29 protein-coding genes and 1 tRNA gene are annotated in these 25,489 nt (G+C 73.1%); 12 read left to right on the forward strand and 18 right to left on the reverse strand.

All coding sequences use genetic code 11. The features are described from left to right. The first annotated feature begins 23 nt into the window (after positions 1 to 23). Together ACCP09_RS08885 and ACCP09_RS08890 are read left to right on the forward strand one after the other, a co-directional pair. Positions 24 to 182 (forward strand): hypothetical protein, encoded by a 159-nt coding sequence (locus tag ACCP09_RS08885; RefSeq protein ID WP_167344602.1) that lies wholly within the window; start codon positions 24 to 26, stop codon positions 180 to 182. 10 nt (positions 183 to 192) lie between these two features. Continuing rightward, positions 193 to 1,203, forward strand: coding sequence for a lanthionine synthetase LanC family protein (locus ACCP09_RS08890; protein ID WP_433744847.1), 1,011 nt, complete (start codon positions 193 to 195; stop codon positions 1,201 to 1,203). Between the two features lie 115 nt (positions 1,204 to 1,318). Here ACCP09_RS08890 and ACCP09_RS08895 read toward each other — a convergent pair whose 3' ends face one another. Both ACCP09_RS08895 and ACCP09_RS08900 read right to left on the reverse strand, forming a co-directional pair. Next, on the reverse strand, positions 1,319 to 3,265 hold the full coding sequence (locus ACCP09_RS08895; RefSeq protein ID WP_433744849.1) for a sigma-70 family RNA polymerase sigma factor: 1,947 nt from the start codon (positions 3,263 to 3,265) through the stop codon (positions 1,319 to 1,321). Beyond that, on the reverse strand, positions 3,262 to 3,582 hold the full coding sequence (locus ACCP09_RS08900; RefSeq protein WP_433744852.1) for a YciI family protein: 321 nt from the start codon (positions 3,580 to 3,582) through the stop codon (positions 3,262 to 3,264). The genes ACCP09_RS08895 and ACCP09_RS08900 overlap by 4 nt, the downstream gene beginning before the upstream one ends. Positions 3,583 to 3,659: 77 nt before the next feature. On the opposite strand from ACCP09_RS08900, the gene ACCP09_RS08905 reads away from it, so the two are divergent. Further along, complete coding sequence (locus ACCP09_RS08905; RefSeq protein WP_433744855.1) at positions 3,660 to 4,211, forward strand: DUF998 domain-containing protein; 552 nt, start codon at positions 3,660 to 3,662, stop codon at positions 4,209 to 4,211. Positions 4,212 to 4,222: 11 nt separating this feature from the next. Then, on the forward strand, positions 4,223 to 4,570 hold the full coding sequence (locus ACCP09_RS08910) for a DUF1801 domain-containing protein (RefSeq protein ID WP_433744858.1): 348 nt from the start codon (positions 4,223 to 4,225) through the stop codon (positions 4,568 to 4,570). Between the two features lie 33 nt (positions 4,571 to 4,603). Here the strand turns inward: ACCP09_RS08910 and ACCP09_RS08915 are convergent, their stop codons facing one another. Continuing rightward, entirely contained in the window at positions 4,604 to 6,148 is a 1,545-nt protein-coding gene (locus ACCP09_RS08915) for a substrate-binding domain-containing protein (protein WP_433744861.1), read from the reverse strand. A gap of 104 nt (positions 6,149 to 6,252) precedes the next feature. Then, entirely contained in the window at positions 6,253 to 6,609 is a 357-nt protein-coding gene (locus ACCP09_RS08920; RefSeq protein ID WP_027932157.1) for a peptidase inhibitor family I36 protein, read from the reverse strand. A 65-nt stretch (positions 6,610 to 6,674) separates the two neighbouring features. On the opposite strand from ACCP09_RS08920, the gene ACCP09_RS08925 reads away from it, so the two are divergent. Further along, a complete protein-coding gene (locus tag ACCP09_RS08925; RefSeq protein WP_433744864.1) occupies positions 6,675 to 7,433 on the forward strand; it encodes a class I SAM-dependent methyltransferase in 759 nt (252 codons plus the stop codon). Here ACCP09_RS08925 and ACCP09_RS08930 read toward each other — a convergent pair. Together ACCP09_RS08930 and ACCP09_RS08935 are read right to left on the reverse strand one after the other, a co-directional pair. After that, positions 7,426 to 7,938 (reverse strand): hypothetical protein, encoded by a 513-nt coding sequence (locus ACCP09_RS08930; protein ID WP_433744866.1) that lies wholly within the window; start codon positions 7,936 to 7,938, stop codon positions 7,426 to 7,428. The genes ACCP09_RS08925 and ACCP09_RS08930 overlap by 8 nt on opposite strands. Positions 7,939 to 7,986: 48 nt before the next feature. After that, positions 7,987 to 8,868 (reverse strand): SDR family NAD(P)-dependent oxidoreductase, encoded by an 882-nt coding sequence (locus ACCP09_RS08935; RefSeq protein WP_378361664.1) that lies wholly within the window; start codon positions 8,866 to 8,868, stop codon positions 7,987 to 7,989. 86 nt (positions 8,869 to 8,954) lie between these two features. Between ACCP09_RS08935 and ACCP09_RS08940 the strand changes: the two genes are divergently transcribed. Continuing rightward, positions 8,955 to 9,791, forward strand: a complete 837-nt coding sequence (locus tag ACCP09_RS08940; protein WP_433744870.1) for a helix-turn-helix transcriptional regulator — start codon at positions 8,955 to 8,957, stop codon at positions 9,789 to 9,791. On the opposite strand, the gene ACCP09_RS08945 is transcribed toward ACCP09_RS08940, so the two are convergent. The 3 genes from ACCP09_RS08945 to ACCP09_RS08955 form a co-directional block, all read right to left on the reverse strand. Next, positions 9,788 to 10,177, reverse strand: coding sequence for a hypothetical protein (locus ACCP09_RS08945; protein ID WP_123683719.1), 390 nt, complete (start codon positions 10,175 to 10,177; stop codon positions 9,788 to 9,790). The two genes, ACCP09_RS08940 and ACCP09_RS08945, sit on opposite strands and share 4 nt — an antisense overlap. A 70-nt stretch (positions 10,178 to 10,247) precedes the next feature. Then, positions 10,248 to 10,520 (reverse strand): hypothetical protein, encoded by a 273-nt coding sequence (locus ACCP09_RS08950; RefSeq protein ID WP_433744873.1) that lies wholly within the window; start codon positions 10,518 to 10,520, stop codon positions 10,248 to 10,250. A gap of 111 nt (positions 10,521 to 10,631) precedes the next feature. After that, complete coding sequence (locus ACCP09_RS08955; protein WP_157360637.1) at positions 10,632 to 10,808, reverse strand: hypothetical protein; 177 nt, start codon at positions 10,806 to 10,808, stop codon at positions 10,632 to 10,634. A gap of 373 nt (positions 10,809 to 11,181) precedes the next feature. Here ACCP09_RS08955 and ACCP09_RS08960 point away from each other — a divergent pair, with 373 nt between their 5' ends. From ACCP09_RS08960 to ACCP09_RS08970, 3 genes are all read left to right on the forward strand, one after another. Next, the gene (locus tag ACCP09_RS08960; protein ID WP_433744876.1) at positions 11,182 to 11,907 is read left to right on the forward strand and encodes a hypothetical protein; all 726 of its coding nucleotides are present in this window, start codon (positions 11,182 to 11,184) and stop codon (positions 11,905 to 11,907) included. A gap of 239 nt (positions 11,908 to 12,146) precedes the next feature. Continuing rightward, positions 12,147 to 12,719, forward strand: coding sequence for an RNA polymerase sigma factor (locus ACCP09_RS08965; protein WP_167499014.1), 573 nt, complete (start codon positions 12,147 to 12,149; stop codon positions 12,717 to 12,719). Positions 12,720 to 12,832: 113 nt separating this feature from the next. Beyond that, positions 12,833 to 13,483, forward strand: a complete 651-nt coding sequence (locus ACCP09_RS08970; protein WP_123683723.1) for an NADPH-dependent F420 reductase — start codon at positions 12,833 to 12,835, stop codon at positions 13,481 to 13,483. A gap of 5 nt (positions 13,484 to 13,488) precedes the next feature. Here the strand turns inward: ACCP09_RS08970 and ACCP09_RS08975 are convergent, their stop codons facing one another. From ACCP09_RS08975 to ACCP09_RS08985, 3 genes are read right to left on the reverse strand one after another with little or no spacing between them, the layout of a single operon-like run. Then, on the reverse strand, positions 13,489 to 14,199 hold the full coding sequence (locus ACCP09_RS08975) for a response regulator transcription factor (protein ID WP_433744880.1): 711 nt from the start codon (positions 14,197 to 14,199) through the stop codon (positions 13,489 to 13,491). A 27-nt stretch (positions 14,200 to 14,226) separates the two neighbouring features. Next, positions 14,227 to 15,177 carry a C40 family peptidase gene (locus ACCP09_RS08980; protein WP_433744883.1) on the reverse strand — a complete coding sequence of 317 codons (951 nt, stop codon included), beginning with the start codon at positions 15,175 to 15,177 and terminating at the stop codon, positions 14,227 to 14,229. Positions 15,178 to 15,233: 56 nt separating this feature from the next. Beyond that, positions 15,234 to 15,812 carry a response regulator transcription factor gene (locus ACCP09_RS08985; protein WP_433744886.1) on the reverse strand — a complete coding sequence of 193 codons (579 nt, stop codon included), beginning with the start codon at positions 15,810 to 15,812 and terminating at the stop codon, positions 15,234 to 15,236. Positions 15,813 to 15,955: 143 nt separating this feature from the next. Between ACCP09_RS08985 and ACCP09_RS08990 the strand changes: the two genes are divergently transcribed. Continuing rightward, complete coding sequence (locus tag ACCP09_RS08990) at positions 15,956 to 17,542, forward strand: LuxR C-terminal-related transcriptional regulator (protein ID WP_433744888.1); 1,587 nt, start codon at positions 15,956 to 15,958, stop codon at positions 17,540 to 17,542. Positions 17,543 to 17,682: 140 nt separating this feature from the next. Here ACCP09_RS08990 and ACCP09_RS08995 read toward each other — a convergent pair whose 3' ends face one another. Both ACCP09_RS08995 and ACCP09_RS09000 read right to left on the reverse strand, forming a co-directional pair. Next, a complete protein-coding gene (locus ACCP09_RS08995; protein ID WP_433744891.1) occupies positions 17,683 to 18,759 on the reverse strand; it encodes a winged helix DNA-binding domain-containing protein in 1,077 nt (358 codons plus the stop codon). Between the two features lie 53 nt (positions 18,760 to 18,812). Next, positions 18,813 to 19,796, reverse strand: a complete 984-nt coding sequence (locus ACCP09_RS09000; protein WP_433744893.1) for an SDR family oxidoreductase — start codon at positions 19,794 to 19,796, stop codon at positions 18,813 to 18,815. Positions 19,797 to 19,901: 105 nt separating this feature from the next. Here ACCP09_RS09000 and ACCP09_RS09005 point away from each other — a divergent pair, with 105 nt between their 5' ends. After that, complete coding sequence (locus tag ACCP09_RS09005) at positions 19,902 to 20,492, forward strand: TetR family transcriptional regulator (protein WP_123683730.1); 591 nt, start codon at positions 19,902 to 19,904, stop codon at positions 20,490 to 20,492. Positions 20,493 to 20,708: 216 nt separating this feature from the next. Here ACCP09_RS09005 and ACCP09_RS09010 read toward each other — a convergent pair. The 3 genes from ACCP09_RS09010 to ACCP09_RS09020 all read right to left on the reverse strand — a co-directional run bounded on the left by ACCP09_RS09010 (position 20,709) and on the right by ACCP09_RS09020 (position 22,176). Next, positions 20,709 to 20,781, reverse strand: a tRNA-Ala gene (locus ACCP09_RS09010). A gap of 103 nt (positions 20,782 to 20,884) precedes the next feature. Then, entirely contained in the window at positions 20,885 to 21,664 is a 780-nt protein-coding gene (locus ACCP09_RS09015; RefSeq protein ID WP_378335205.1) for a DsbA family protein, read from the reverse strand. Between the two features lie 5 nt (positions 21,665 to 21,669). Then, entirely contained in the window at positions 21,670 to 22,176 is a 507-nt protein-coding gene (locus tag ACCP09_RS09020) for a MauE/DoxX family redox-associated membrane protein (RefSeq protein ID WP_378361857.1), read from the reverse strand. Positions 22,177 to 22,295: 119 nt separating this feature from the next. On the opposite strand from ACCP09_RS09020, the gene hrpB reads away from it, so the two are divergent. Continuing rightward, the gene (hrpB, locus tag ACCP09_RS09025; protein WP_433744897.1) at positions 22,296 to 24,659 is read left to right on the forward strand and encodes an ATP-dependent helicase HrpB; all 2,364 of its coding nucleotides are present in this window, start codon (positions 22,296 to 22,298) and stop codon (positions 24,657 to 24,659) included. Here the strand turns inward: hrpB and ACCP09_RS09030 are convergent. Continuing rightward, positions 24,647 to 25,426 (reverse strand): hypothetical protein, encoded by a 780-nt coding sequence (locus ACCP09_RS09030; RefSeq protein WP_027932245.1) that lies wholly within the window; start codon positions 25,424 to 25,426, stop codon positions 24,647 to 24,649. The genes hrpB and ACCP09_RS09030 overlap by 13 nt on opposite strands. Between the last annotated feature and the right edge of the window lie 63 nt (positions 25,427 to 25,489).

Below are 25,489 nucleotides of genomic sequence, written 5' to 3' on the forward strand. Positions count from 1 at the left end.
AAAACCAACGGAAGGAGTTCATCATGGAGTCCACGCTGGAGCTGTCCGAACTGGACGGTCTGGTCGAGCGGCTGGACGCGCGGATCAGCAGTTCCGGGGACCCGGAAACCGGTAAGCCGCCCTCCCTGCTGCTGTGCAGCGGGTATTGCGGTGACGAAGAGTCGAGCTGGTTCGTGTGCTGACCGGTACGGGATGGCGCGGGAGCTGACCGGCGCCGCCGCCACGGTCCTCACGACCTGGACCGAGCAGCAGGAAGCGAGCACGGCCGCACCCGATGCCGGGGCGGCCGTGCTCGCCGCGCTGCTCGGCGACCACCCGGCGAGCCGGGCGGCGCTGCGGGCCTGGTTGCGGGCGATCCCGCGCTGCTCGGGCGCCGGCCTGCACGGCGGGTTCGCCGCGGTCCTGGCCGGACTGCGCCTGGCCGCGCGGGTCGATCCCGCGCTGGGGCCGCTCGCTGACCGGACCGCGGCGCGGCTGGCGGCGCGCGGCCGCTGGCGGTCGCGCGACGTCGGGTTCGCCGACTACGACCTGGTTTCCGGACCGGCCGGGCTGCTGGCGGTGCTGCCCGGCGCGCAGGCGGCGCGGGAACACCTGCTCGCACTGGCTGTGCCCGAGGGTTTCCGCATCGGCGGGGCCGCGCCGGCGTGGGCGCGGGGTGGGGTCGTCACCGGGCTGGCGCACGGGGTGGCGGGCCCGCTGGCCGTGCTGGGGCCGGGCGGGGCGCCGGATCTGGCGTCGTGGCTGGTCGAGCACCAGGAGACGGACGAACTGGGCGTCGTGTCGTGGCGGTCCCGCCCGGACGGCGCGCGGCGTGCGGTGGTGCGGCGGCAGGCGTGGTGCTACGGCACGCCCGGGATCTCGTGGGCACTGTGGACGGCGGGCGGCTCGTTCGCGGAAGCCGGCCTGCGGGCGATGGACACGTTGTGCGCGGCGTACGACGAGGAGGTGCACCTGAGCGACAACCCGCTGAGCCTCTGCCACGGCGCGGCGGGGGTCCTGCTGATCGCCGACGCCTTCGCGAGACGCTCCCCCGTCGGCGGCGTCCTGCGGGACCGCCTGCTCCGGTTCCTGCACGCGCGGCTGCCCGAGGTGCTCGCGATGGCGGACCTCAGCCTGCTCACCGGAGCCATCGGAGTGCTGGCCGCGCTGCTCACGGCGGAGGGTGCCAATCGGGAGTGGCTGCCGTTGCTGGCCTTGGCCTGAACTTCCATCGCAGGCCCGACCTCAACCACCGCTCATGAGCGGCGCCGGTGACCGGAAGACGTGCAGCCGCGCCCGACCAACGAACATCACCCGCCCCAGCCGTGCAGGCCCACCACTACGCGCCCCGCGCCGACCACAGTTGCCGCAGCGTGAAGCCGCGCCCGGCGGGGTCCAGCGCGCGCGTCGCCTGTTTGAACAGGTACTCCGCGCGCTCGTAGGACAGCCGTCCGCGGCCGGTGTCCGGGCAGAGGTCCGCCGCGGGCCGCATGCGTGCCGGGCCGGGGCGGCGGTCCGCCAGGAACAAGGGGCCGCGGGTGCGCCCGCCGAGCAGTTCGGGCAACAGGCGCGCCGTGCCGGACCGCCAGGTCACCCACCGCGCACCCGCCCGCGCCCGGCGTTCCGCCAGGTCCAGGTCCTCCACGTTCAGCGACAGCACCGGCCGCACCCCGGCGGCCGACTCGTGCAGCAACCGCCACAACGTCCGCTCCCGCACCGGCGCCTCCACCGTCCACAAGCGACTCAGCTGGTCGTCGGCGAGGCCCGGCACGCGCGACCGGCTCTCCGCGCGCCGCTCCAAGCCGGCACCCAGTTCCGGCCGCCCGGCCCACGCCCCGAACGACCGGACCGCGGACCGGTGCCGGTTCCACGTCTTCGCCGCCGCATCGCCCCACGCCACCTCGAAGACGCCCGTGACGTCGTCCCCGGTCAGCGACTCCAGCGGCCGCCGGTCGCCCAGCGCCAGGCACAACCGGCGCAGGGTCTGGCCGTAGGACCGCAGCGTCGAGGCGTCCAGGTCGTCCCGCGCCAGGAAGTCCGCCGCCGCCCGCCCCAGCGTCGCCACCGGCGCCTCGGGACCCAACTCGTCCGCGCGCCGCAGCAGGAAGTCGCGCTCGGCCGCGTTCTTCGCCAGCGCCGCGGCTCGCGCGAACTCCACCCGCGCCTCGGCGTTCCGGCCCAGCTCGGCCAGCAGGTCGCCACGCACGCTGGGCAGCAGGTGGTAGTCCCGCAGCGCGCGGTCGGCGAGCAGTTCGTCGGCCAGCGCGAGCCCGGCCGCGGGGCCGTGCGCGCGGCCGACCGCGACCGCCCGGTTCAGCCGCACGATCGGCGTGGGCAGCAACCGGACCAACGCGTCGTAGAGCACCGCGATCCGCCGCCAGTCGGTGTCCGCCGCGGTGCGGGCCTGCGCGTGGCACACCGCGATCGCCGCCTGCAGCACGTACGGCCCCGGCGGCCCGCCGAGGTCGCGCGCCCGCAGCATCGCGGTGAACCCGCGCCGGATCAGCAAGGGATCCCAGCGCCCGCGGTCCTGCTCGTGCAGCTGCACCGGTTCTCCGTGCGGCCCGGTGCGCGCGGCCGACCGGGAGGCCTGGATCTCCATCAACGCGACCAGCCCGTGCACCTCGGCCTCGTCCGGCGCGAGCTCGGCCAGCAGGCGGCCCAGCCGCAGCGCCTCCTGGCACAGGCCGGGCCGTATCAGGTCGTCCCCGGCGGTGGCGGAGTAGCCCTCGTTGAAGATCAGGTACACCACACCGAGCACCGACGACAGCCGCTCGACCAAAGCGGCACCTTCGGGCAGCTCGATCGGCACTCCGGCAAGCGTTTGCTTCGCCGCCGCGATGCGCTGCGCGACCTGCTGCTCGGTGGTCAGGAACGCTCGCGCGATCTCCGCCGCCGACAGTCCGCCGACCACCCGCAGGGTCAGCGCGACCCGTTGCTCGGTCGGCAGCACCGGGTGGCAGGACAGGAACATCAGCCGCAGCACGTCGTCGTGCTCGACGTCCCGCGGCTGCGCCAGCTCCCGCGCGAGCTGCTCGTGCCTGCGCTCCAGCCGCTCGGTCCGCCGCAGGTGGTCGATCGCGCGACGCTTGGCGGTGGTCATCAGCCACGCGGCCGGGTTGTCCGGCACGCCCGACGACGGCCACTGCTCCAGCGCCGCGACCAGCGCGTCCTGGGCCAGCTCCTCGGCGAGACCGACGTCGCGCACCAGGCGGGTCAGCCCGCCGACGAGGTTCGCCGACTCCAGCTTCCAGACCGCGTCGACCGTGCGGCGGACGTCGGTCACCCCAACACCTGGTGGATCCGGCTCTCACCGTCCCCCACGATCCGGCGGAAGCGGCGGGCCAGCTCGACGGCCTCCTCCTTGGATTGCACCTCGACCAGCGCGAAGCCGCCGACCGACTCCTTGGCCTCGGTGAACGGGCCGTCGGTCACGGTGATCTCGTCGCCCTCGGAGGTCACCCGCGTGCCTGCCGGGTCGAGCCCGCCGGTCGCCAGCAGCACACCGGCGGCGGTCATCTCCTCGATGAACTTGCCCATCTCGGCGAACAGCTTCTCGTCGGGCGCCCGACCGGTCGCCATCTGCATCATCAGGTATCGCATCGGCCCAGCTTAGCGGCGCATTCCCTGTCACATCGCCCGAACGACGTGTGGGTGAGCATCCGAGAAAGGAACCCGAGATGACCACCGCCCTCCGGCCCACCGCGTCCCGTCCGACCGCGCTGGCCGTCGCCGGCCCCTTGTGGGCCACCGTCTCCCTGGCCCAGGCCGCCACGCGCGACGGCTTCGACCTCACCCGGCAGCCGCTCAGCTTGCTGAGCACCGGCTCGCTCGGCTGGCTGCAGATCGCCAACTTCGTGGTCGCCGGCGTCCTCACCGTGGCCGGCGCGAAGGGGCTGCCCGGCCGGTGGGCGCCACGGCTCGTGCTGGCGGCCGGCGTCGGCCTGGTCGCCGCCGGGGTCCTCCCGATGGACGCGGTCGGGTTGTCCTGGCACGGCGTCGGGCACATGATCGCCGGCACCGTGACCTTCGCGTCGCTGATCGCCGCCTGCTACGTGCTGGGACGCCGGTTCTCGGGTCGCGACGCGGTGTTGTCGCACCTCGCCGGCACCGCGCTGCTCGTCGGCGACGGCTGGGCGATGGCCGGTGGCCCCGCCGGTTCGCTCACCCTCGCCGTCGGCGCCATCGCCGCCATGCTGTGGATCTCCGTCGTCGCCGCCCGTCTCCGCTGAAAGGTCTTGCCATGACTGTCACCGAATACGTCGAGAAGCTGCCCGCCACCCAGCGCGAGATCGCCGAGCGCCTGCTCGGCCTGATCGAGACCGCGCTGCCCGGAACGGGCGCCGTGTGGCACGGCCACCCGGTGTGGAGCCTCGGCCCCGCGCCCGGCAAGCAGGCGGTGTGCCTGGTCAAGGCCTACCCCAAGCACGTCACGTTCGGCTTCTGGCGCGGACAGGAGATCACGGACCCGTCCGGGCGGCTGCAGCCGGGAGCGCGCGGGATGGCGAGCGTGAAGCTGCGGGAACCCGCCGAGATCGACGACGAACTGTTCGCGAACTGGCTCGAGCAGGCTGCCGGACTCGAATCCTGAGCGGAGCGCCGGGCGACCCCGCCCGGCGCTCCGTCACGTCTGCGGACGGCACAGCACCGGGTTCGCCAGCTCGGCGCAGGGCCGGTCGCCGTGCGAGCGGACGATGTCGGCACCCACCTGGTTCGTCAGGTACCGCAGGAAGCTCGCCGCGAGCGAGTCGGCCTTCGGCTCGCCGTAGGTGTAGGCGTACTCGGTCTGCCAGAACGGGTACACGCCGTGGTCGGCGCCCTGCACACTCGCCTGCTGGCCGTCGATCCAGACGGTGCGCACGTCCGCCCGCTTCGCCGCGGCGCCGAGTTCGCTGTAGCCGATCGCGCCCGGCGTCGCGGCCACGGCGTCGAGCAGCGACTCGGTGTCGTTGCGGCGGCAGCGGATCACGTCGGCGCCGGTGCCCGGGCGCCGCGGCTCGACGCAGTCGTTGGAGTTCTCCCCCGGCTCGATCGCGTCGAGCACCTGCTGCTCGAACGTCGTCCGCGTGCCGGAAAGCGCTTCCCGGTCGACGATCCGCACCTCCTGGTCCGCGCCGCCCAGCTCCTGCCAGTTCCGGACGCGCCCGGCGAACACGTCGCGCACCTGCGCCGCGGTCAGGTCCCGCACCCCGGCGTCCGGGTGGATGACGATCGTGAACAGCAGGAACGCGATCGGCCGCGGCAGCAACTGCGGCGACCGGTCCCCCTTCACCCCGTCGGAGAACGCCAGCACGTCCCCGCTCTTGGCCTCGTTGAGCCGTTCCAGTCCGTCGGTGCTGCCGCTCATCTCGATGGTGAACTTCGCACCGGGGCAGGTGCGGCCGTAGGAGTCCGCGGCTTCTCGCACGACGGGGGCGAACGCGGTCGAGCCGGTGACGGTGAGCGATCCGGAGGCGCAGTCCAGCGGCGGCGGGTCCTGCGTGGCCAGCCCGATCACGAACGGTTCGGCGAGCGCGACCGACACCAGCAGGTACACCAGGACGGTCAGCCAGCGCGGGATTCCGGTGCGGCTCTTGGTCTCCCGGATCGCGCCGTTGCGCACACCGCCCTTGATGCCGGCGATCACTTCGGGGTCCGGGCACTTCTTCACCTTCGGCCCGGCGCGGTCGAGCACCGCGAGCACCTTGTAGTGCTGGCCCTGGTTCAGCGGCACCTTCGGCAGCTGGATGACGCCGACGTTGCGGCCGTCGCTGTCGACGATGTTGTCCACGCCGAGACCGGAGTTCTCGCCGAAGTTCTCACGCAGGAAGTCGTCGCTCAGCTCGGTCACGACCATGCCGGCGACGCGGCGGTCCGGGAAGTTGATCTTCACGCCGGCCTGGACGTTGCCGAGGACGGCGTAGTCCTGGCTGTCGATGTTCGTCGTGCCGGTGTTTTCGATGCGCACCAGCACGAACGACGGGTCGGTCAGCGCCTTGCCGTCCTTGTCGTCGAGGCGTTGCAGCGCGCCCGCGTTCTCGGCCGCGACCTCCTGCCGCGCGGTGGTGTCGACCTGCACGCGGTAGCCGAGCCGTTTGCGCCCGACGAACACGAACTCCCACAGGAACGCGAACACCGGCACCACGAGGGCCAGCACGGCCAGGACGATTTCCCAGGGAAAGTTGGACAACCGGGCCTCCGCGCGGGGGACACAGGACGAGACACCCATCTTGTGCGAGCGCGAGCCGGAAGATCACTTCTCCCCGAGCTGTTCGGCAGTTGTTCATCCGGGCGTCAGCCGCAGGCGACCGACGAGGGGGTGTCGTCCTCCGGGCCGGGCAGGTCGACGCGGTAGCCGTCGAGCATTTCGTGCGCCCTGCCGTAGAAGTCGGGGCTCTCGTACCAGGTGCAGGTGACGCCGGTGTCATTGGTCCAGGACGAGATCCGGTCGGCGAGGTCGTAGGTCGCCAGGTCGCCGATCCGGTCACCCGGTCGCAGGGCCAGACCGCCGCCGGTGAAGCCGTGGTCCCGGTACAGGCACAGACTGTCCCGCGGGCAGTCGCGGCCGTCGAACGTGGAAACCTCTTGTGCCGCAGCGGTGGCCGGCACGAACGCGATCGCCAGTACGGCGAGGAACACCGATGCACGCATGGCTCGGCGATACCCGCGTCCCCCGGATCGACGCGCTCATCACCGCATCGAGCTAGGGTGCCGGGATGGCTGACCCCTACCGCTCGTTCGGCCGCGGCTACTCCGCGGTGCGGCAGCCGGATCCGCGGATCGCCCGCCAGGTGCATGCCGCGCTCGGCGCGGCCGCGACGGTGCTGAACGTCGGCGCGGGCGCCGGATCGTACGAACCGGACGGCCGGGGCGTGCTGGCGGTCGAGCCGTCGGCGACGATGCTGCGCCAGCGACCGCCCGGCTCGGCCCCGGCCGTGTGCGCGGTCGCCGAGCACCTGCCCTGCGTCGACGACCGGTTCGACGCCGCGCTCGCCGTGCTGACCGTGCACCACTGGCGCGACCCGGCGGCCGGGCTGGCCGAACTGCGCCGCGTGTCCCGGCGGCAGGTGGTGTTCACGTGGGACGTCGAGGTGATGGCGCGGTACTGGCTCGTCCGCGAGTACCTGCCGGAGATCGCCGAGCGGGAACGGGGCCTGGCGAACCTGGACGCGGTGGTCCGCGGGCTGAGCGGCCCCGACCGGCGGGTGGTGGTCCAGCCGGTCCCCGTCCCGTGGGACTGCACCGACGGTTTCCTGGCCGCCTACTGGCGCCGCCCGCACAGTTACCTGGACGACGACGTGCGGGCGGGCATGTCCGGCGTCGCGGCGCTGCCGTCGGACGTGGTTCGCCCCGCGGTGGGCAGACTGGCCGAGGACCTCGGCTCCGGCGCGTGGCAGCGCCGGCACCGCGACCTCCTGGACCGGGATTCGCTGGACGTCGGCTACCGCCTGGTGATCGGGACAGCGATCAGCTGAGCGCGCCCGCGATCCCGCAGATCAGCGAACCCAGCCGAGTGTCCGACACGCAGCCGCCCGCCGGCTGGGTCGGCGTCGCGTCCGGTGGGGGCGCCGGGGACGGGGTGGGCGTCGGGGAGGTGGGTTCCGCGGGCGCGGACGGCTCCCCCGGCTGCTGCGGCGCACCCGGCGGCACTTCGGGCGCTGGCATCCCGGGCACCGGCGTGCCCGGCACCGCGGGCCCCGGCATCGGCGGCAGCGGAACCAGCGGAGCCGCCGTGCCCGGCCGGTTCACCGGCAGGACTCCGCCGACCTGGTCCGGCACGGGCCGGGGGACCTCCGGCGCGGACGGGACCGCGGGCGTCTCGGCAGGCGGCGCGACCGCGGGCGGCCGGGCGCCGATCCCGAGCGCGATCGCCGGCGCGTCGTCGCTCAGCCCGTCCAGCCCGGGGCCCAGCGACCACGCCACACCCGCCGCGACCACCAGCGCCGCCCCGGCGGTCCCGATCTTCGCCTTCACTCCCATGCGCGCAGTTTAGCTTGCGGCGCAAGGCTTTCCGAGCAGTCAAATAGGTTACACCCCGACCGCGGTGAGCCGCTCGGCCGCATCCCAGAGCTCCCGCTCGCGCCGCGGGTCGTAGGACTCCGGGGACGACGGGACCACCGCACCACGGTCCACATAGGACCCGCTCGGTGCGTCGATCGTCCCGAGGACGACGTCGGCGAGGTGGCGGCCGGCGGCGGCGGGACTGGTCGCCCACGGCGTCCAGGTCATCGCGGGCAGGATCCGGCGCACCGCGAACCGGACGACCGGACCGGCGTCGCGGGTGAGTCCGGTGCCGGGCACGAACGCGGGGTTGTACGCCACCGCGGCGACCCCGGGCGGCAGCCGGCGCGCGTACTCGTGCACCAGGTGGATGGTGGCCAGTTTGCTCGTCGAGTACGCGGTGCGCCCGGCGGCCGCGCTCGACGGATCCGGGAATGCGCCGGGCCGCGCGAGCACGTCCGGGGACCGCCACACCGGGCCGGGCACGAGACCCAGGTTGTGCCGGAAGTCGCCGAAGTGGGTGTCGCTGGTGGTGATCACGACCCGCCCTGGCGTGGCGAAGCGGTCCTGCAGCACGCGGACGAACACGTGGTTGGCGAGCACGTTGACCGTGAAGGTCGACTCGAACCCGTCCGGCCCCGTCGTGAGCGCGTTCGTGTGCTGGATGCCCGCGTTCCCCACGAACGCGCGCAGCGGCGGCAGGTCGCCGCGGTCCAGCCGGTCGCGGATCGCGGTGGCGGCGTCCCGGACGCTGCGCAGCGAACTCAAGTCCGCGGTCACCGTGCCGTCGCCGAGGTCCGTCCGCGCGACGACGACCACGTGCGCATCGGGGTCCCGCCGGCGGATCTCGTCCAGGGCGACGCGCCCGATGCCGCGGCTGGCGCCGGTCATGACGATGGTGTGGCTCATGCGACCACCGTCCCGCCCGGCGCGGACATCAGCCAGGGACCAGCAGTACCCAGGCTGATCCGGCTGGGAGCGGACAGAATGGACCCGTGGCTGTCCCCCACTCCGGTTTCGGCAGGCTGGTGCGCGCCTGGCGCGACCGCCTGTCCCCGGCCGACGCCGGCCTGCCCGTCACGACCGGCCGCCGCGCTCCCGGCCTGCGCCGCGAGGAGCTCGCCCAGCTGGCCGGGCTGTCGGTGGACTACGTGCTGCGCCTGGAGCAGGGCCGCGCGAAGAACCCGTCGGCGCAGGTGGTCGGCGCGCTGGCGCGGGCACTGCAGCTGTCCCGGCCCGAACGGGACCAGCTCTACCGCGCGGCCGGCCTCCTGCCGCCGCAGGACGGGACGGTGAACACGCACGTGCCCCCGGGCGTCCAGCGGCTCGTCGCGCGCCTTGGCGACGTGCCGATCGGGGTGTTCGCCGCGGACTGGACGCTGGTCTGGTGGAACGCGACGTGGTCCGCCCTGTTCGGCGACCCGGGGCCCGACCGCAACCTGGTGCGGGCGGTCTTCACCGGCGCCGCCCCGCCGGTGCGGCCGGAGCGCGGCGCGGAGGCGTTCGCGATGTCGCTCGTGGCCGACCTGAAGGACGCCGTGTCCCGCTACCCGGCCGACGCCCAGCTCGACCGCCTGGTGCGGGAGCTGCGCCGGACCTCACGCGCCTTCGCCCGGTACTGGGACACGCAGACCACGGCGGCCGTCCACGAGTCCGAACGCAAGACGGTCACGCACCCCGAGGTCGGCGACATCCTGTTCGACTGCGACGTGCTGCTGGTGCCGGGCGCGGACCTGCGGGTGGTCACCTACACGACGGCGGCCGGCAGCGCGGACGACGGCAAGCTGGACCTGCTGCGGGTGACCGGCGGGCGACCGCTGACCACGTCCTAGAGGTCGTCGCAGACGGACCTGGCGCGGTTCATCGCCGCGTCGAACTGCGGTCCGGACGCCTCGAAGGTCCGCATGACGATCTCGAGCGGCGCCTTCAACGCGTCGGCGAGGGCCTGGTAGCGCGGCTCCTGCTCGGCCGCCGCGGCCGCGAGCTGCGACGCCGCGCCCCAGCGCTGGAAGCCGGCGTACTGGGTGTCGGGCTCGAGCGACGTGGTGCGCGCCACTGCCGCGCAGGCAGCGTCGGCGTCGGCCGCGGCGGCGCCCGGCCCGGACCCGATCCAGACCAGCCCGACGATTCCCGCGCCGACCACGAGCCCCACCACGAGTGCGGTCACGACGAGCGGCCACCGGCGACGCGGCGGCGGGACGGGATACGGCTGAGCCATGGAAATCCTTCCGCGGGTGGGCTGTCCTCACCTGGACGCGCCGGCATCGCGCCCGGTTCCGCCGGGCGAGTCAGCGCACGGTCACGTTGCTCCGGTCCGGAACGCCGGCTCGTGACCGGCGGGCGCACGCGTCGCAGGTCCGGTCCGGTTGCCACGCCCGTGCCGCGGCACGCAGGGCGCGCCGAAGGCTGCGCGGCGAACGGACAGCGCCGGTCTCGTCGTGCAGGGGCGTGCCGAACACCTGCAGCCTGCGCTGCTTGCGCCCGCACCCGCACACGGTGCGGCGGTAGCACCGCAGCACAGCGGACCCGTTCGTCACCCGCACCCTGCCGCGCCAGATCATCCGTGCCCCCTCGGGTTCGTTCCTCCGGTGTGGAGACGGCGCAGCCCCGGCCGCCATGTCGCGGAACCGACCGACACGTTCGGATGCGACCCGGGTCACAGCCGGAGGCCGTCAGGTGTTGCGGCGCCGCAGCCGCCGCCACGCCAGCTTGTAGGGGTCGACCTCGAGGACCCGCCCGGCTCGCACGTCGGTCCGGGCACGGGCCAGTGCACGCCGGGCTTCCTGCACGTCGATGCCGTACTCACGACACCGCGCGAAGAAGGCGCGCAACGCGTCGTTCCCACCCACCCGATGATGATCGTCCGCAGCGCCGTCCCGAAACCTTGATCAACTGATCGTGTCGGGAAAGCCAGAAATCACGCCGGCACGACGACGGTCACCTACTCGGTCAGTGACCTTGCCGCCTGCCCGAGGTGCCCGATCTGTACCGCAAGCTCCAGGCGGGCAGCCGGGAGGAGGCGCTCGCGCTCGGCCTGCTCCCCGTGGAACCAGCGTTGACCACGGTCCCGGCCTGACCTCGACAGGCCACGCACACCGTGAGTAGCATCACGGGCGATTCGAGGTGGATCGCGCGAGGGGTGGTTCGGTAGTGGAGAGCCCGCCGGCGCACCGTCACGACGACAACGAACGTGAACGGACCTCACGACCAGCGGGAGACGCGGTGTCCGCGGCGGTGACGACGCTGCTGACCACCTGGCGGGCGCGCTCACACGAACTCGGCTGGCCCGCAGACCTCACCTGGGAAACCGACGCGGCGCCCGCCGTCGTCGAGGCGTGCCTGACCGGCAGCGGCCTGCTCCCCGCGCTCCGCGACCTGGCCGACCAGCGCCTCGGCTCGGCCGCCACGGACGGCGACTTCGAACGCGACGTGGACGCACTCGCCTCGTGCCTGCCCGGGGCCGCCCTGGGGCCCGCCCCCGCGGACCTGGTGGCCGCCGCCGCCCGCGCGTTACGGGAGATCGTCGCCCGCGACGCCCTCCTCGCGCAGGCCACCGATCCCGTGACGGGGCTGCGAACCCGCTCCGCCTTCGTACACGACCTGACCTCCCCCGGCTACGCCGACGTGGACCCGCACGTCGTGGTGGCGCGGTGGGAACCGGCGGCGGCGCCCTGGTCCACGATGTCGGCGCGGACGACGATCGCCGACCACCTCCGGCCGCACCTGGGCCCGCGCGAATCCGCCGGATCGGTCGGCCCGTGCGAGATCGCGGTGCTGGTGACGAGCCCGGAGCGGGCCGAGCAGCTCGGCGAGCTCCTGCGCGGCCTGCCGGGGGCGCCGAGCCTCACGGTGTCGATCGCCGGGTGGCCGCGGGGCGCCGATCCCGCTCGACAGGCCGAATGGCTGCTCGACCTCTTCCCGTCCCTCGTGGACGAACCGCTCATCTGAGCAACGAACCGCGGTTCCGCGCGCAAAAATGGAGTAGCGTTACCGTTTCGTGATAAGGCCCCGGATGCGGTCGTGCCGTATCGGCCCGCCCAGCACAGCTGTTATCCGTAAAACCCGTCAATCACCCGTTGAGCGCACAGAACGCGAAATGATCCGCTCTCAGTAGTCCGAGTTCACCCAATCGGTTCGCCAAACCTGTAGTTGCATTCTTCACCTGGAAGTGCATGGAGGAGGGGCTGATGGGTGACACCGCGACGCGGGAGCTGGCCGGCATGTCGGACGACGATCTGCTCGGGGAGGCTCGTGGGGGTGATCGCGAAGCGTTCGCGGTCCTGGTTCGCAGACACCAGGCCGCGGTGCTGAGATACGCGTCCTCGGTAGCCCGCTGCCCGGCGGACGCGCAGGACCTGACCGCCGACGCGCTGGTGCGGACGATGCTGGCGCTGGAGGGCGGCGGCGGCCCGGCCACCAACTTTCCCGCCTACCTGCGGACCACGGTCCGCCGCCTGGCCATCGACCTCGGCGCGCGGAACGGGCGCGCCGTCGCGGCCGGCCTCTCCCCGGTCATCGTCGAGCCGAGGACTCCGTCCCTGGACGAGCAACTGGAGGGCGACCGGAACCTGGCGGAGGCGTTCACGGCCCTGCCCGCCCGCTGGCGCCAGGTCCTCTGGATGGTGGAGGTGCTCGGACACCGCCCGCAGGACGTGGCCGCCGAGCTCGGCATCGCGCCCGCCGCCGCGTGCTCGCTACTGTGGCGGGCGCGGACGGCGCTGCGGCGGCAATACGAACTCCTCGCGTCCCGCGATTCGTGACCGCCGGATTTCATCACGCGTTTCATCAACCGTCCGCATTGTCCGGACTTCCCGGCGCAGGTATACCGGAAGAGAAAGCGCATTCCCGTCGACGGCCACGGAGGACCAACCCGGTGCGGATTTCGGTGCTGGGCAGCGGGATCGTCGGTCGCACCCTGGCCGCGCGGCTGGTGGAACTCCGGCACCGCGTCGTGATCGGGAGCCGCGACCCCGGGCAGCCGCACATCAGCCGGTGGGTCCGCGCGGCCGGCGAGCTGGCACGGTCCGGCACCTACGCGGAGGCGGCGCGATCAGCGTCGATCGTGGTCAACGCCACCGCCGGAACGGCCACTGTGGACGCCCTGCGCGCGGCAGGCGAGGCCGAACTCGCCGGCAAGGTGCTGATCGACGTGGCGAACCCGGTCAGCGACCCGGCGGCGGACCCGCCCCTGATGCGGACCGGCGAGCGCAGCCTCGGTGAGGAGATCCAGGCGTTGTTCCCGCACACCAGGGTGGTCAAGGCGCTGAACACGGTGAGCCCGTCGGTGATGGTGAACCCCAAGCGCGTGCCCGGCGGGCACGTCGCGTTCCTCGCCGGCGACAGCAGGCAGGCCAAGACGATGGTGACCGGCTTGCTGCGCGAGTTCGGCTGGCCCGCGGACGCGATCGTCGACCTCGGCGACATCACCGGGGCGCGGTCGATGGAGATGCTGTTCCCGCTGCGGCAGCGGCTGAGCAGGTCCCTCGGGCACACCAACTTCAACCTCGGGGTCCTGCACGCCTGAGGGCGTCAGGACGCCTGCCGCCGCTCGCCGTCGGGCTGCCCAGGCACGACCAGTAACCCCGCCCGGAACGCGAGGGCGACGGCGTGGGTGCGGTCCCGCGCGGCGAGCTTGCGCAGCACGCCGCGGACGTGAGTCCGGATCGTCTCCACCGAAAGCAGCAGGCTCGCCGCGATCTGGGTGGTGCTGAGCCCTTCGGCGATGAGCTGCAGCACCTGGTACTCGCGCCCGCTCAGAGCGGGCCGCGGCGTGACCGGGAGGGGTTCCTCGCCCGCGACCTCCCGCGGCAGCAACAGTCCCCGCAGTTGCCCGTCGACGTGGATCTGCCGGGTCGCGGCGGTGATCGCCTCGGTGATGCGCAACGGGTCGGCGGCGCGCGCGACCACCCCGCGCGCCCCGGCGCGCAGCAACTCGCCGAGGTGGGCGCGGTTCAGCTGGCCGGGCTCCAGCAGCACCACCACCGCGACCGCGTTCCGCACCCCGGTCAGCAACGGGATGAGCTGCGGCTGGCGGTTCACGCCCGCCCCGAGGAGGACGACGTCGGGGTGCGCGTGCTCGACCAGGCGGAGCAGGTCCGGCGCGGTGCCCGCGTGCCCGGTCCACCGCATCGTGGTGCTGCGCCGGACCAGCGCGAAGAGCCCCTCGCGGAACAGCGGGAGCGAGTCGGCCACCGCGACGCGGATGCCGGTTCTGCCGTGGACGGCGGAAGTCGTGGACAAGATTGTTCCTCCTCTTGGTTGCGGTTGTCAGCGCAGCAGCCGGTGGATCCCGGTGACCGGGCCGATCGCGTCGATCTCCGCGATCCGGACCGGCTCACCGGGACGGGACGCGTGCACCGCACGCGATCCGTCGATCGCGACGGCGACGTGGCTGACGGGCTGGTAGAAGAAGACGAGATCGCCGGGTCGCACCTGGTCCCGAGGCACGGGAACACCCACCCCCGCCTGCGCCGCGCTCGTGCGCGGCACGGTCAGGCCCACGGACCGGAACGCGGCAAGCACGAGACCCGAACAGTCGTAACTGCCGGGTCCCTCTGCGCCCCACATGTACGGTTTGCCGAGCTGCGCCAACGCGAACCGCACCACGTTCCCGGCATCGCCCTCGGCGACCGGCGGCAGCGCGTCCACCCGGCGCTGTGCGTCCTGGACACCGCGAAGGGCGGCATCCCGCCGTGCTCCGGCGGCGGCGAGCGCGTCGGCCGCCGCGGTGCGGGCGGCCTCGGCCTGTGCCAGGGCATCCGCGGACGCGGTGACCGCGGATTCGGCCTGGCGAACGGATTCGTCGGCCGCCCGCACCGCGGCGAACTGGTCGGCGGCGACGAAATCCAGCAGGGGCAGGGCGGCCCGGTAGTCCAGCGGGGCGCGGTTGTCCAGCACCGCGAACTCCCGGCCGCGGCGGAACTCCGCGGAGACCCCGGAGTAGAAACCGGACACGCGCGACCGGGCCTCCGCCGCAGCGGACCGCGCCGCGCGCAAGGCCTCGCCGGTGGACCCGCTGCCGGCCCACGCGGCAGACAGGTTCCGCTCAGCCGCCCCGAGTTCGGCTTCCTTGCCGCTCACTTCGACCTGCACGGCGGCGAGTTCGTCCTGGGCCCGCCGGAGTTCCTGGTACGCGTTGTCCGCGTCGCGGTGCGGTGCGGCCAGTGCCGGCGCGGCCCCGAGGACGGCCGTCAGCCACACCACGACCAGCAGCGTCATCCTGACCACACCGAACAGACCGGCCGGCCCGGCCGAACCTGACGCGGGGCCGCGGATCAGGCCGGGAAGAGACCGGCCCGGATCGCGACCGCCACCGCGTGCGCCCGCGACGACGCACGCAACTTCGTCTTCGCCGTGCGCAGGGCGGAGCGGACGGCGCCCGGGGTGAGACCGAGTTCGGGCGCGGTCTCGTCCGCCGTCATCCCGTGCGCCGCGCATTCCAGGACCGCGATCTCCTGCGCCGTCAGGCCGGTCACCCGGTCTCCGGGCGCCCTGGTTACCGCGGCAACCTCGGCGAGCGCGCCGAAGACGTTGCCCGGCAGGCCGTTGCGGAGCAACGTCCAGCTGATGACACCGTCCACGCCGGGCGGCGGTGGGGTGTCCTCGGCCAGCAGCAGCACGACCGCGGACGGCGCCGCCGCGCGGACCTCGCGGCACAACAAGGGGTGGTCGTCCACGTCGCCGTCGACGATCACGATGTCCGGATCGGACTGACGCACCGCGCGGAGACCCGCGACGCCCGGGCCCGCGATCTCCCACCGGGGCGCCGGACCTCCCGGCTGGGCCGACCGCAGCGCGCGCACGCGAGCCGGATCCTCCCCGACGTACATCGCGACGAGGGCGGCCGCGGGCATCCACCAACTCCTGTGTGTATTCCGACTGGTGACACGAGATTAGTTGATCTTGGGTGTTCCGGGCGGGTGAACCACTGGGACACTGTCAGTAGCAGTAAGCGCTTCCAGCAATGTCGTTTCCCGCGGTGATTACTATCCGAAAAGTGCACGACCGCAGCTCGCTCGACGAGTTCCCCGCAGAACTGCGCCGGATCGTCGGCGCGCAGGACTGGGACGAGCTGGAGGACTTCTGTGACCGGCACTGGCTGGCGTTGCCTGCTGACCTGGCCGCGATGCTCGTCGCCGCGCTCGGGTCGGTCCCGCCCGAAGTCCTGCACGGCAGGCCACGGCTGGTCATCGCTTGGCTCACCAACGGCGACGCGCTGGCCGGCCCCGCGGACCCGGAACTGCGCGCGTTCCTCCGGCGCTACATGGAAGTGGGTGCGCGGATGGCCGCCGAGTTCAACCTGACCGCGGACGTCCCGCCTGCCACGCTGATTGCTCTGGGCACCGCGAAGCTCATCCAGTTGCGGGCGCAGGGCAGCCTGGACGAGGCGGACGAGCTCGGCGACGAGCTCGCGCGGCGGGTGGACGAACTCCGCCCGCTGCCGCGGGAACGGTCCACCCTGCGGCCGGGATGGCTTGCGCTGCAACGGGGTCTGACCCGCTCGCTGGCCGGCGACCTCGACGGCGCCACCGCTCTCTACCAGCTGGCGCACGAGCAGGCGCGGGCCGAGCCGCTCACGCACTTCGCCGGGATCAACGCCGCGGCGAACCTGGCCATGGTGTTCGCGCACCAGGGCCAGCAGGAGGCGGCCGCCCGGTGGATCAGGACGATGCGGTCGTACCCGCCGCCGATGCCGTCGGTCGCCTTCCTCGGCACCGTCGGGGCGACGATCGCCGAAGGCTGGCTCGCACTCGACCGGCACGACCGGGACGGCGTGGCGGCCGCACTGGCGGTGACCGGCGACGGCACCAAGCCGATCGAGGTGTGGCCGTTCGTGGCGGCCCTGGCCGGCGCCGCGGCGCTGCACTTCGGTGATCCGGCGGACGGGCTGGACCAGCTCGAACGGATCCGGATCAGCAGGCACGCCACCGCCGGACCGGGCATCGCGCAGCAGGTGCTGGACCGCGCCAGGGCCGACCTGTTGATCGCCGCCGGACAGGGCAACCGCGCGCTGCGGATGCTCCGCCGCGAAACGGCCGCGGTGCCTGCCTGGCTGGCGGTCCCGTCGGCCCGGCTGCACCTGCTGGCGGGCGACCACCGGCAGGCCAGGGCGATCGCCGCGCACAGCGTGTGGGACGCGGGCACACCGCGCCGCGACAAGGCCCAGCTGCTGCTCGTGCACGCAGTGGCCGCGCTCCGGATGGGTGACCGGGAAGCCGCCCGCGGCGCCGTCCGGATGCTGTCCGCGGTCCGCGAGCCGGACGAGGTGGCGTCCCTGGCGACGCTGCCCGCGGCCGAACGCGCGGAACTCCTCGGCGAGGTCGAATTGACAGAGTCCGCGGCCGCCCGCCTGGCCCGTGCGCGGCCGCTCTTCCCGGAGCGGATCGACCTGGTGGCGCTGACCAACCGCGAGCACAAGGTCCTGACCGAGCTGACGCAGGGCCACTCGCCGCAGGAGATCGCCCGCAGCCTCGTCGTCTCCGTGGCGACGGTCCGCTCCCAGTTGCAGAGCGTCTACCGGAAGCTGGGGGCCTCCAACCGCGACGAGGCGATCATGCGCACCTACGAGCTCGGCCTGCTCTGAGCCGGAACCGCGCACGCTCGCCGGGAACACCACCCGTCCCACCCCCTTCGACCCCAGAGCCGGACGGCGTCCGCCGGCGAGCTTCGCGGCCCCCCGCACCACTCAGACCGGGCGAGGGTCGCCGACATGACGCGGGCCGGTCAGCGAGTTCGGACTGCGTCGGTGAGAAACGCGGTGAGGTGCCGGGCCTCCTCGTCGACCCCGGTCCGCTCGGCGCGGGTGAAACGGCGCAGCGGCGTGACGGTCACGGTGTCCGCTTCGACGGTCCAGGTGGCGGCGACCCGGCCGTCGACCAGTACGACGCGCTCGCCGGCCACCGACAGGTTGCGGTGGGCGTCGTCGATGATCCGGCTGCGGTCCTGGTAGCCGAGGATCGCGTTGTCGAACGCGGGCAGGAACCGGACCGGGGCGGGTGTGCCGCGGTCGGGGCGCGGCGCGCCGGGCAGGTCGAGGAGTTCGCGGCCGTGTTCGTCGCGGAAGGCGACCAGTTCGTCGCGGATGGCGGCCACCGCGGTGGGAAGGCCGGCGAGGCCGCTCCAGGCCCGCAGGTCGGCCACGGTGGCCGGACCGAAGGCGGCCAGGTAGCGGCGCGCGAGCACCTGTCCGACGGGGTCCGCGCCGTCCTCGGGGAGCGGGTCGACGTCGCGTCCCAGCCAGGAGGACAGCCGGACGTTGCGGACGCCGGCCTTGGCGCGCCACAACCCCCGGGGTGGTACCTGCACCGTCGGCACGAGGGCGGCGATCGCGAGTTCACCCAGCGGCCGTGGCCCCGCGGACGGCCAGCGCCCGGCGAGCGCCCGCCCGATCTCGGCCATCGTGCGCGGCTCGTCACGGGCCAGCTCCGCCTGTGCGGCCGCGGCCACTTCGCCGGGGTCCACGCCGTCCAACTCGCGGCGGTAGACGCCGAACACCCGCTGGCGCAGCATCGCGTCGTGGCGGCTCCGCCAGGCCCGGACGTCGTCCGCCGTGACGAGGTGAATGGTGCGGCGCATGAGGTGCGTGCGCACGACGTGCCTGCCGGTCAGCAACTCGTCGAGGGCGGCCGGCCGGAAGCCCCGAAGCCGCGACCACAACCCGACGAACGGTTCCTGCGGCTCCTGGGCCTGCAAGCCGCACAAGTGCGACACCGCGTCCACGACGGGCAGGTCGGCCCGCTCGAGGAGCAACTGACGAGCCAACGTCGCCCGGTTGAGGGCTCTGCTGTCCAAAGTGGTCACCGCGGCATGATCCCAGGGGAAGCGGTCAGGTTGTGTCCTTTTTCAGCGACCACTCACCTCGGCCACTCGACCGGCCGCACCTCGCGGGCGTGTCCCGAGTGGGGCAACCAGATTTCCTCCGCGCGCTTGCTGGCTTCGGGGTCGAAGTCGTCGCCGGTCTTGAGGTCCTCCAGCAAGGTCGCGTGCGTCGGCGCCCAGCCCAGCATCGCCTGGGTGTGCCGGCTGGAGACCGGCACGTCGAGGGAGAAGAACGTGGCCAGGAACGGGTTTCCGAGGTGCTCGGTGGCCTGGTCGAGGGTCAGTGAGGCGGTGGGGATGCCGAGGACCTGCGCGATCTCCTCCGCGATGCTCTTGATCGTGACGGCGCCTTCGCCGGCGCCGTGCAGCACGCTGCCGGCGGGAGCCTTCTCCAGCGCCAACCGGAAGAGGCGGGCGGCGTCGGCGCGGTGGATGGCCGGCCAGCGGTTGGCGCCGTCGCCGATGTAGGCGGAGGCGCCAGACCTGCGGGCGGCCGCGATGAGCGCCGGGATGAACCCGTAGTCACCTGGTCCGTGAACGGTCGGCGCGAGTCGCACGACGCTGGCTCGGACCCCGCGATCGGCGAAGCGCAGACAGGCCTGCTCACCCGGAATGCGAAAGGCGGCAACGGAATCGGGGTCCGGCGCGTCCTGCTCGGCGCTGACCCGGCCGGCCTTGGTCACCAACGTGCCCGACGTGCTGACGAACGGTTTGCCGGACCCGGCCAGTGCCTGACCGAGCGCTTCGATGGCCGCGCAGTCGCGGCGGATCAGGCCGTCCGGATCGGCGTAGTCCCCGCCATAGGCCATGTGCAGGACGCCGTCGGCAGCTTCCGCGCCGCTTCGCAGGCTGTCCAAGTCGTCCAGGCTGCCGCGGTGTGGTGCGGCGCCCAGCGACTCCAACCGGGCAGCGGCGGCGGCCGAGCGCGCCAAGCCGGTGACGGTGTGGCCGGCCGCGACGAGCTCGGCGACGACGGCGGGACCGGTCTGCCCGGTGCCACCGGTGACGAAGACATGCATCAAAACTCCCCAGGTAACGTCAGTGACTGGCACTACGTTACGCGTAGCGCCAGTCACTGACGCAACGTGACGCCAGTCACTGACGTAATGGGGTAGCCTCGCAAGGTGCCACGGAGTGGAGCAGAAGCCCGTCGCCGCCTGCGACAGGCCGCCTTGGAGCTGTACCGGGAACGCGGGTTCGACCAGACCACGGCGGCACAGATCGCCGCACGGGCCGGGGTCAACGAGCGCACCTTCTTCCGGCACTTCCCGGACAAGCGCGAGGTGCTCTTCGACGGCGAAGCAGACCTGCGAGCCACGCTGCAGCGAGCAGTGGCCGAGGCGCCTGAGGGGCTGGAGCCGTTCGAGGTACTGCTGCACGCCTTCCGCGAATCCGCGCGGAACCTGGAGAACAACCGCGCGTTCGCCGAGCCGCGGTGGAAGATCATCGCGGCGACGCCGGCCCTGCGCGAACGTGAGCTGGCCAAGCACGCGTGGCTGACGGACGCAGTGGCGGAGGCGTTGCGGCAGCGCGGTCTCGGCGACGGACTGGCCGACCTGACCGCCCGCACCGGCTGGGCCGCCTACCAGCACGCGGTCCAAGCCTGGATCGACGACCCCGCCCAGCGTCTGGCCGTGTGTCTGCAGCGGGCGTTCGACGATCTGCGCGCTCTCATCACGGCCGTCCCATCGGGACTGGCTCGGACCGAGAGCTGACCCTGATCCACAACGGGTCACCAAACAACAATCGCCCGGCCTGCCACCGTGAGCAGATCGGGCGATCTCAAGGAACCTTGCTCGAACACGGAAAAACACCGATGGGGGGCCGGGAACCGCCCCGAGCGGGGTCTGAGGGCTGCGCCCCAGAAGGAATTACGAGGATTGAACACAGCGAAGGCGCATCCCGTCGAACGGAATGCGCCTTCGATCGAGTGGAGCTAAGGGGACTCGAACCCCTGACCCCCACACTGCCAGTGTGGTGCGCTACCAGCTGCGCCATAGCCCCGGAGCGAAGTTGTACTCCGCATCTCGTCTGCGACTACTTTACATGACACCGGGATGGCCGTTGCGCGGGGGGTCGGTCATGCGGGACCGCCCCCCGCGGCGACTCATCCGGCCTGGTTGACCAGGTTCGTCAGCCAGCCGTCCTGCGTCCAGTTGATGACCTGGCCGTTGTGCATGACCGTGGGGGTGCCCTGGAAGTTCGGGTCCTTCGACACCTCGGTCAGCGCGTCGTCGAGCTGCTGGTTGTAGGTGCCGCCGTTCACGCACGTCGCGAACTCGGGCGCGGTGATGCCCAGGTCCTGGCCCAGTTTGATCAGCTGGGCCTTGTCGTAGCCACGCTTGCCCTCCTCCGGCTGGGAGGCGAACAGGCTGTCGTGGAAGGGCGTGAACTTGCCCTGGTCCGCGGCGCACAGGGAGGCGTTCGCCGAGTCCAGCGAGTAGCCCGCCGGGTCCGACCGGTTGTTCAGCAGCGGGATCATGTGGTACGTGACCTGCACGTTCCCGGCCTTGATCTGGTCCTCGATCTGCGTGCCGTACTTCTGCTGGAGCTGTGCGCAGTAGGGGCACAGGAAGTCGGCCCAGATGTCGAGCTTCACCTTGGCGTCGGCCTTGCCCGAGACGACCGTGGCGCCCTGGCGCTCGTCCGCGGTGTCCAGCGCCGCCGACGCCGTCTGAGGGGTGATGGTCGTGCCCTCGGTCTCGTTCTTCGACGCGTTCGTCCAGATCACCCCGCCGATGACCACCGCGGCCAGCACCACCACCGCGACCACCGACACGATCGTCTTCCGGCTGGGGCCGCCACCACCGCGGGCCTGGGTCACCGCCTTGGCCGCCGCGGACTGCTGCTGGCGGCGCTTGCGCGCGGACCGTTCCGCTCCACCCACGTTCTTCAGATCCTCTCTTTTTCCAGCTCGGCCTGCGGCGCGCCGCCGCGGAGCCAGCCGTCCAGCGCGAACCGGCTCGCCGGGCGCACGACCAGCCAGCAGGCCAGGACCAGGAAGCCCACGTCACGGGCGATCTCCTGGGGGTACCGGGTCTGCCCCGCCGCCACCTCGCCACCGCCGCCGAAACAACCGCAGTCGATGGTCAGGCCCCGCGCCCACGACTGGGCCACCCCGGCGATGAACACCAGCAGCAGCACGGCCGAAGCGACGGCCACCCAGCGCGTGGCGAGCCCGAGCAGCAGGAAGGCGCCCAGGACCAGCTCCAGCAGCGGCAGCGCGGTCGCCACCGGGTGCAGCAGCGCGTCGGGCAGGACGTCGTAGGCCTTGACGGCCAGGTACGTCTGCCCGGAATCGCTGATCTTGGCGATCCCGGAGACCAGCCACACCGCGGCCAGGCCGAGCCGCACGAGGGTGCCGACGGCGTCGAGCACGGAGGGGGACGGGCGGAACACGGACCCAGGCTAGCGGCCTGCCCTGAGAAACCTGTGAGTTCCGGGGCCAGCGCGCGAATGCCATACGTCCGGGTGACGAGGGACTCAGCCACCGCCCACCGTCTACGGTTGCTCACGCCATGAACCTGCCCGATCTCCCTGTCCGCGCGGTCCTCGGCGAACTCGCCGCCGCGCTGTCCGGCCACGGCACCGCGGTGCTGGTCGCACCGCCCGGGACCGGCAAGACGACGCTCGTCCCGCTGGACCTGATGACCCGGACGGACGGCCGCGTCGTGGTGGCGGAGCCGCGCCGCCTCGCCGCGCGCGCGGCGGCCGCCCGGATGGCCGCGCTGCTCGGCGAACCGGTGGGCGAGACCGTCGGCTACGCCGTGCGCGGCGACCGGAAGGTGTCGAAGCGCACGCGCGTCGAGGTGGTCACCTCCGGCCTGCTGGTCCGGCGGGTGCAGAACGACCCGGAACTGCCCGGTGTGGCGACCGTGCTGCTCGACGAGTGCCACGAGCGGCACCTGGACGCCGACCTGCTGCTCGCCCTCCTGCTGGACGTCCGTGCCGGGCTGCGGGACGACCTGCGGCTGCTCGCGACGTCGGCCACCGTCGCCTCCGGGCGGCTCGCGGACCTGCTCGGCGGGGCGCCGGTGGTGACCGCGCAGGCGCGCATGTACCCGGTCGAGACGACCTACGTCCCGCCCGCCCGCGGCGAGCGGATCGAGGCGTGCGTCACCCGGGCGGTGCGCAGGGCGCTCGCCGACGGCGACGGCGACGTGCTGGCGTTCCTGCCCGGGGTGGGCGAGATCGCGCGGGTCAGCGGGATGCTCGACCTCCCGGGCGTGGACGTGCTGCCGCTGCACGGCCGGCTCGCGCCCGGCAGGCAGGACGCGGCGCTGCGTCCCGGCGACCGCCGCCGCGTGGTGCTGGCGACGGCGGTGGCCGAGTCGAGCCTGACCGTGCCGGGTGTGCGGGCGGTCGTCGACTCCGGGCAGGCGCGCGTGCCCCGGGTGGACCATCGACGCGGCCTGCCCGGCCTGGCTACCGTCCGGGTGTCAGCGGCCGTGGCCGAGCAGCGGGCTGGCCGAGCCGGCCGGGAGGCGCCCGGCCGGGCGTATCGCTGCTGGCCGCAGCACGAGCAGGCCGGCCTGCCCGCGTACCCCGAACCGGAGATCCGGACCGCCGAGCTGGGCCGGCTCGCGCTGGAGCTGGCCTGCTGGTCGACGCCCGACGGCGCCGGTCTGTCCTGGTGGGATCCGCCACCGGACGGGCCGCTCGCCGCCGGCCAGGACCTGCTCCGCACGCTCGGCGCCCTGGACGGCGACACCGTCACCGAACGCGGCCGGCGCATGGCCGAGCTGGGCCTGCACCCGCGCCTCGCCCGCGCGCTGCTCGACGGGGCCGCCCAGGTCGGCGCCCGGTGCGCAGCCGAGGTGGTGGCGCTGATGGACGCCGGTGGCACGCTCACCGACGTCGAGGCCGAGCTGCGCCGCCTGCGCGAGGACCGCGGATCACGCTGGCACGCAGAGGTCCGGCGCCTGGAGCGGCTGGTGCCCGGCGGCCCGGACGCGCCCGACCCGGCGCTGGTCGTCGCGCTCGCCCACCCGGAGCGGCTCGCCCGGCGGCGGGGGCCGGATTCGCCGGTCTACCTGATGGCCGGTGGCACCGCCGCCGAGCTGCCGGCCGGCGGTGGGCTTGGTGACGCGGAATGGCTCGCCGTTGCCGAGGCGACGCGTGACCCCGGCCGCGCGCACGGCGTCATCCGGCTCGCGGCGCGCGCGGACGAAGAGCTCGCGGTGCGGGCTGCCCCGAACCTGGTGACCGAACACGACGACGTGTCCTGGAACGGCGACGTGGTGGCGCGGCGGGTCCGGCGGCTGGGCGCGATCGTCCTGCGTGAGCGGCCGCTGCGGGACCCGGACCCCGTTCTCGTGCGCGAGGCCCTGCTGACCGGCCTCCGCGACGGGAACGTCCTGACGTGGCCGGCCGAGGCCGAGCGCCTGCGGGCGCGGATCGCCTTCCTGCACGACGTCCTCGGCGACCCGTGGCCGGCCGTGGACGACGCCGCGCTGTTGTCCAGAGTGGACGAGTGGCTGGAGCCGGAGCTGTCCCGTGCTCGCCGTCGCGCCGACCTCGCCCGGATCGACACCGCCTCGGCGTTGCGCCGTCTGCTGCCCTGGCCGGAGGCCGGGCGGCTGGACGAGCTGGCGCCGGACCGGATCGAGGTGCCCTCCGGGGCGCGGCTGCGGCTCGACTACTCGACCGGACGGCCGGTGCTCGCGGTGAAGCTGCAGCTCGCGTTCGGGTGGCGGGAAACCCCGAAGGTCGCAGACGGGCGCGTGCCGGTGGTGCTGCACCTGCTCTCCCCCGCCGGCCGGCCCGCCGCTGTCACCGGCGATCTGGAGTCGTTCTGGGCGAACGGCTATCCGGCTGTGCGGGCGGAGCTGCGCGGGCGCTACCCCAAACACGCCTGGCCGGCGGATCCTCAGGCGCCGTAGGACCGCTCCGGCCGGGCAGGCAGGTCGCGCTCGAGCTCCTCGTCCTCCCCCTCGTGCAGGCCGAGCACCACCGCCTGCCGGATCTGCTCGCGGTTCTCCCGCACGACGTGGGCGAAGAACGCTTCCGTCCGCGGGTCGATCAGCACCTCGAGCATGACCCGCATCGTGGTGTCCACAAGGGACTGGAGGATCTCGTCGTGGAACGGGAGCCGGGACAGCCTGCCGGCCTGCGGGTCGTCCTTGATCTTCTCGGTGATGATGGCCCGCAACGTCTCCCGGTTCTCGCCCAGTGACCTGGCCAGGTTTTCCGGGTAGTTGCCGGTCTCGATGACCTTGACCACCTCGTCGAGCACCGCGATGGTGATCGGCTTCTTGATGGCCAGCACGATCGGCCGGGACATGCGCTCGACCAGCCGCTGGGTGAACAGTTCGCCGAACGCGCGGTCGGCCGTGCGCGCCAGCCGCACGATCACGATCACGATCCGCAGCAGGCGGAAGCTGCGCAACGCGGGGTGCGCGATCGGGATCATGCCGAGGATCTCGTACCAGTTGCGCAGCGGAAAGCGCTTGTCCCACCCGGCGCGCGACCACCGCCAGAGGAACTCGATCAGGAACACCCCGCAGATCGAGGTGTCGATGACGAAGATTCTGTGCGCCGTCTCGGGCGAGTGCGGGAAGAACGTGACGTAGACGACCAGGCCGACGGAGACGACGGCCAGCGCCAGCATCGCCACGTCGAGCGGGCTCACCCTGCGCCGGGAAATCATGGGGCGCATTCTGCCCTGCCGAAAGTGCAGGGGCGTGGGTGCCCTTCGGCCGATGCGTCCCGG

The sequence above is a fragment of the Amycolatopsis sp. 3B14 genome (assembly GCF_050958625.1).
GTDB lineage: Bacteria > Actinomycetota > Actinomycetes > Mycobacteriales > Pseudonocardiaceae > Amycolatopsis_E > Amycolatopsis_E thermoflava.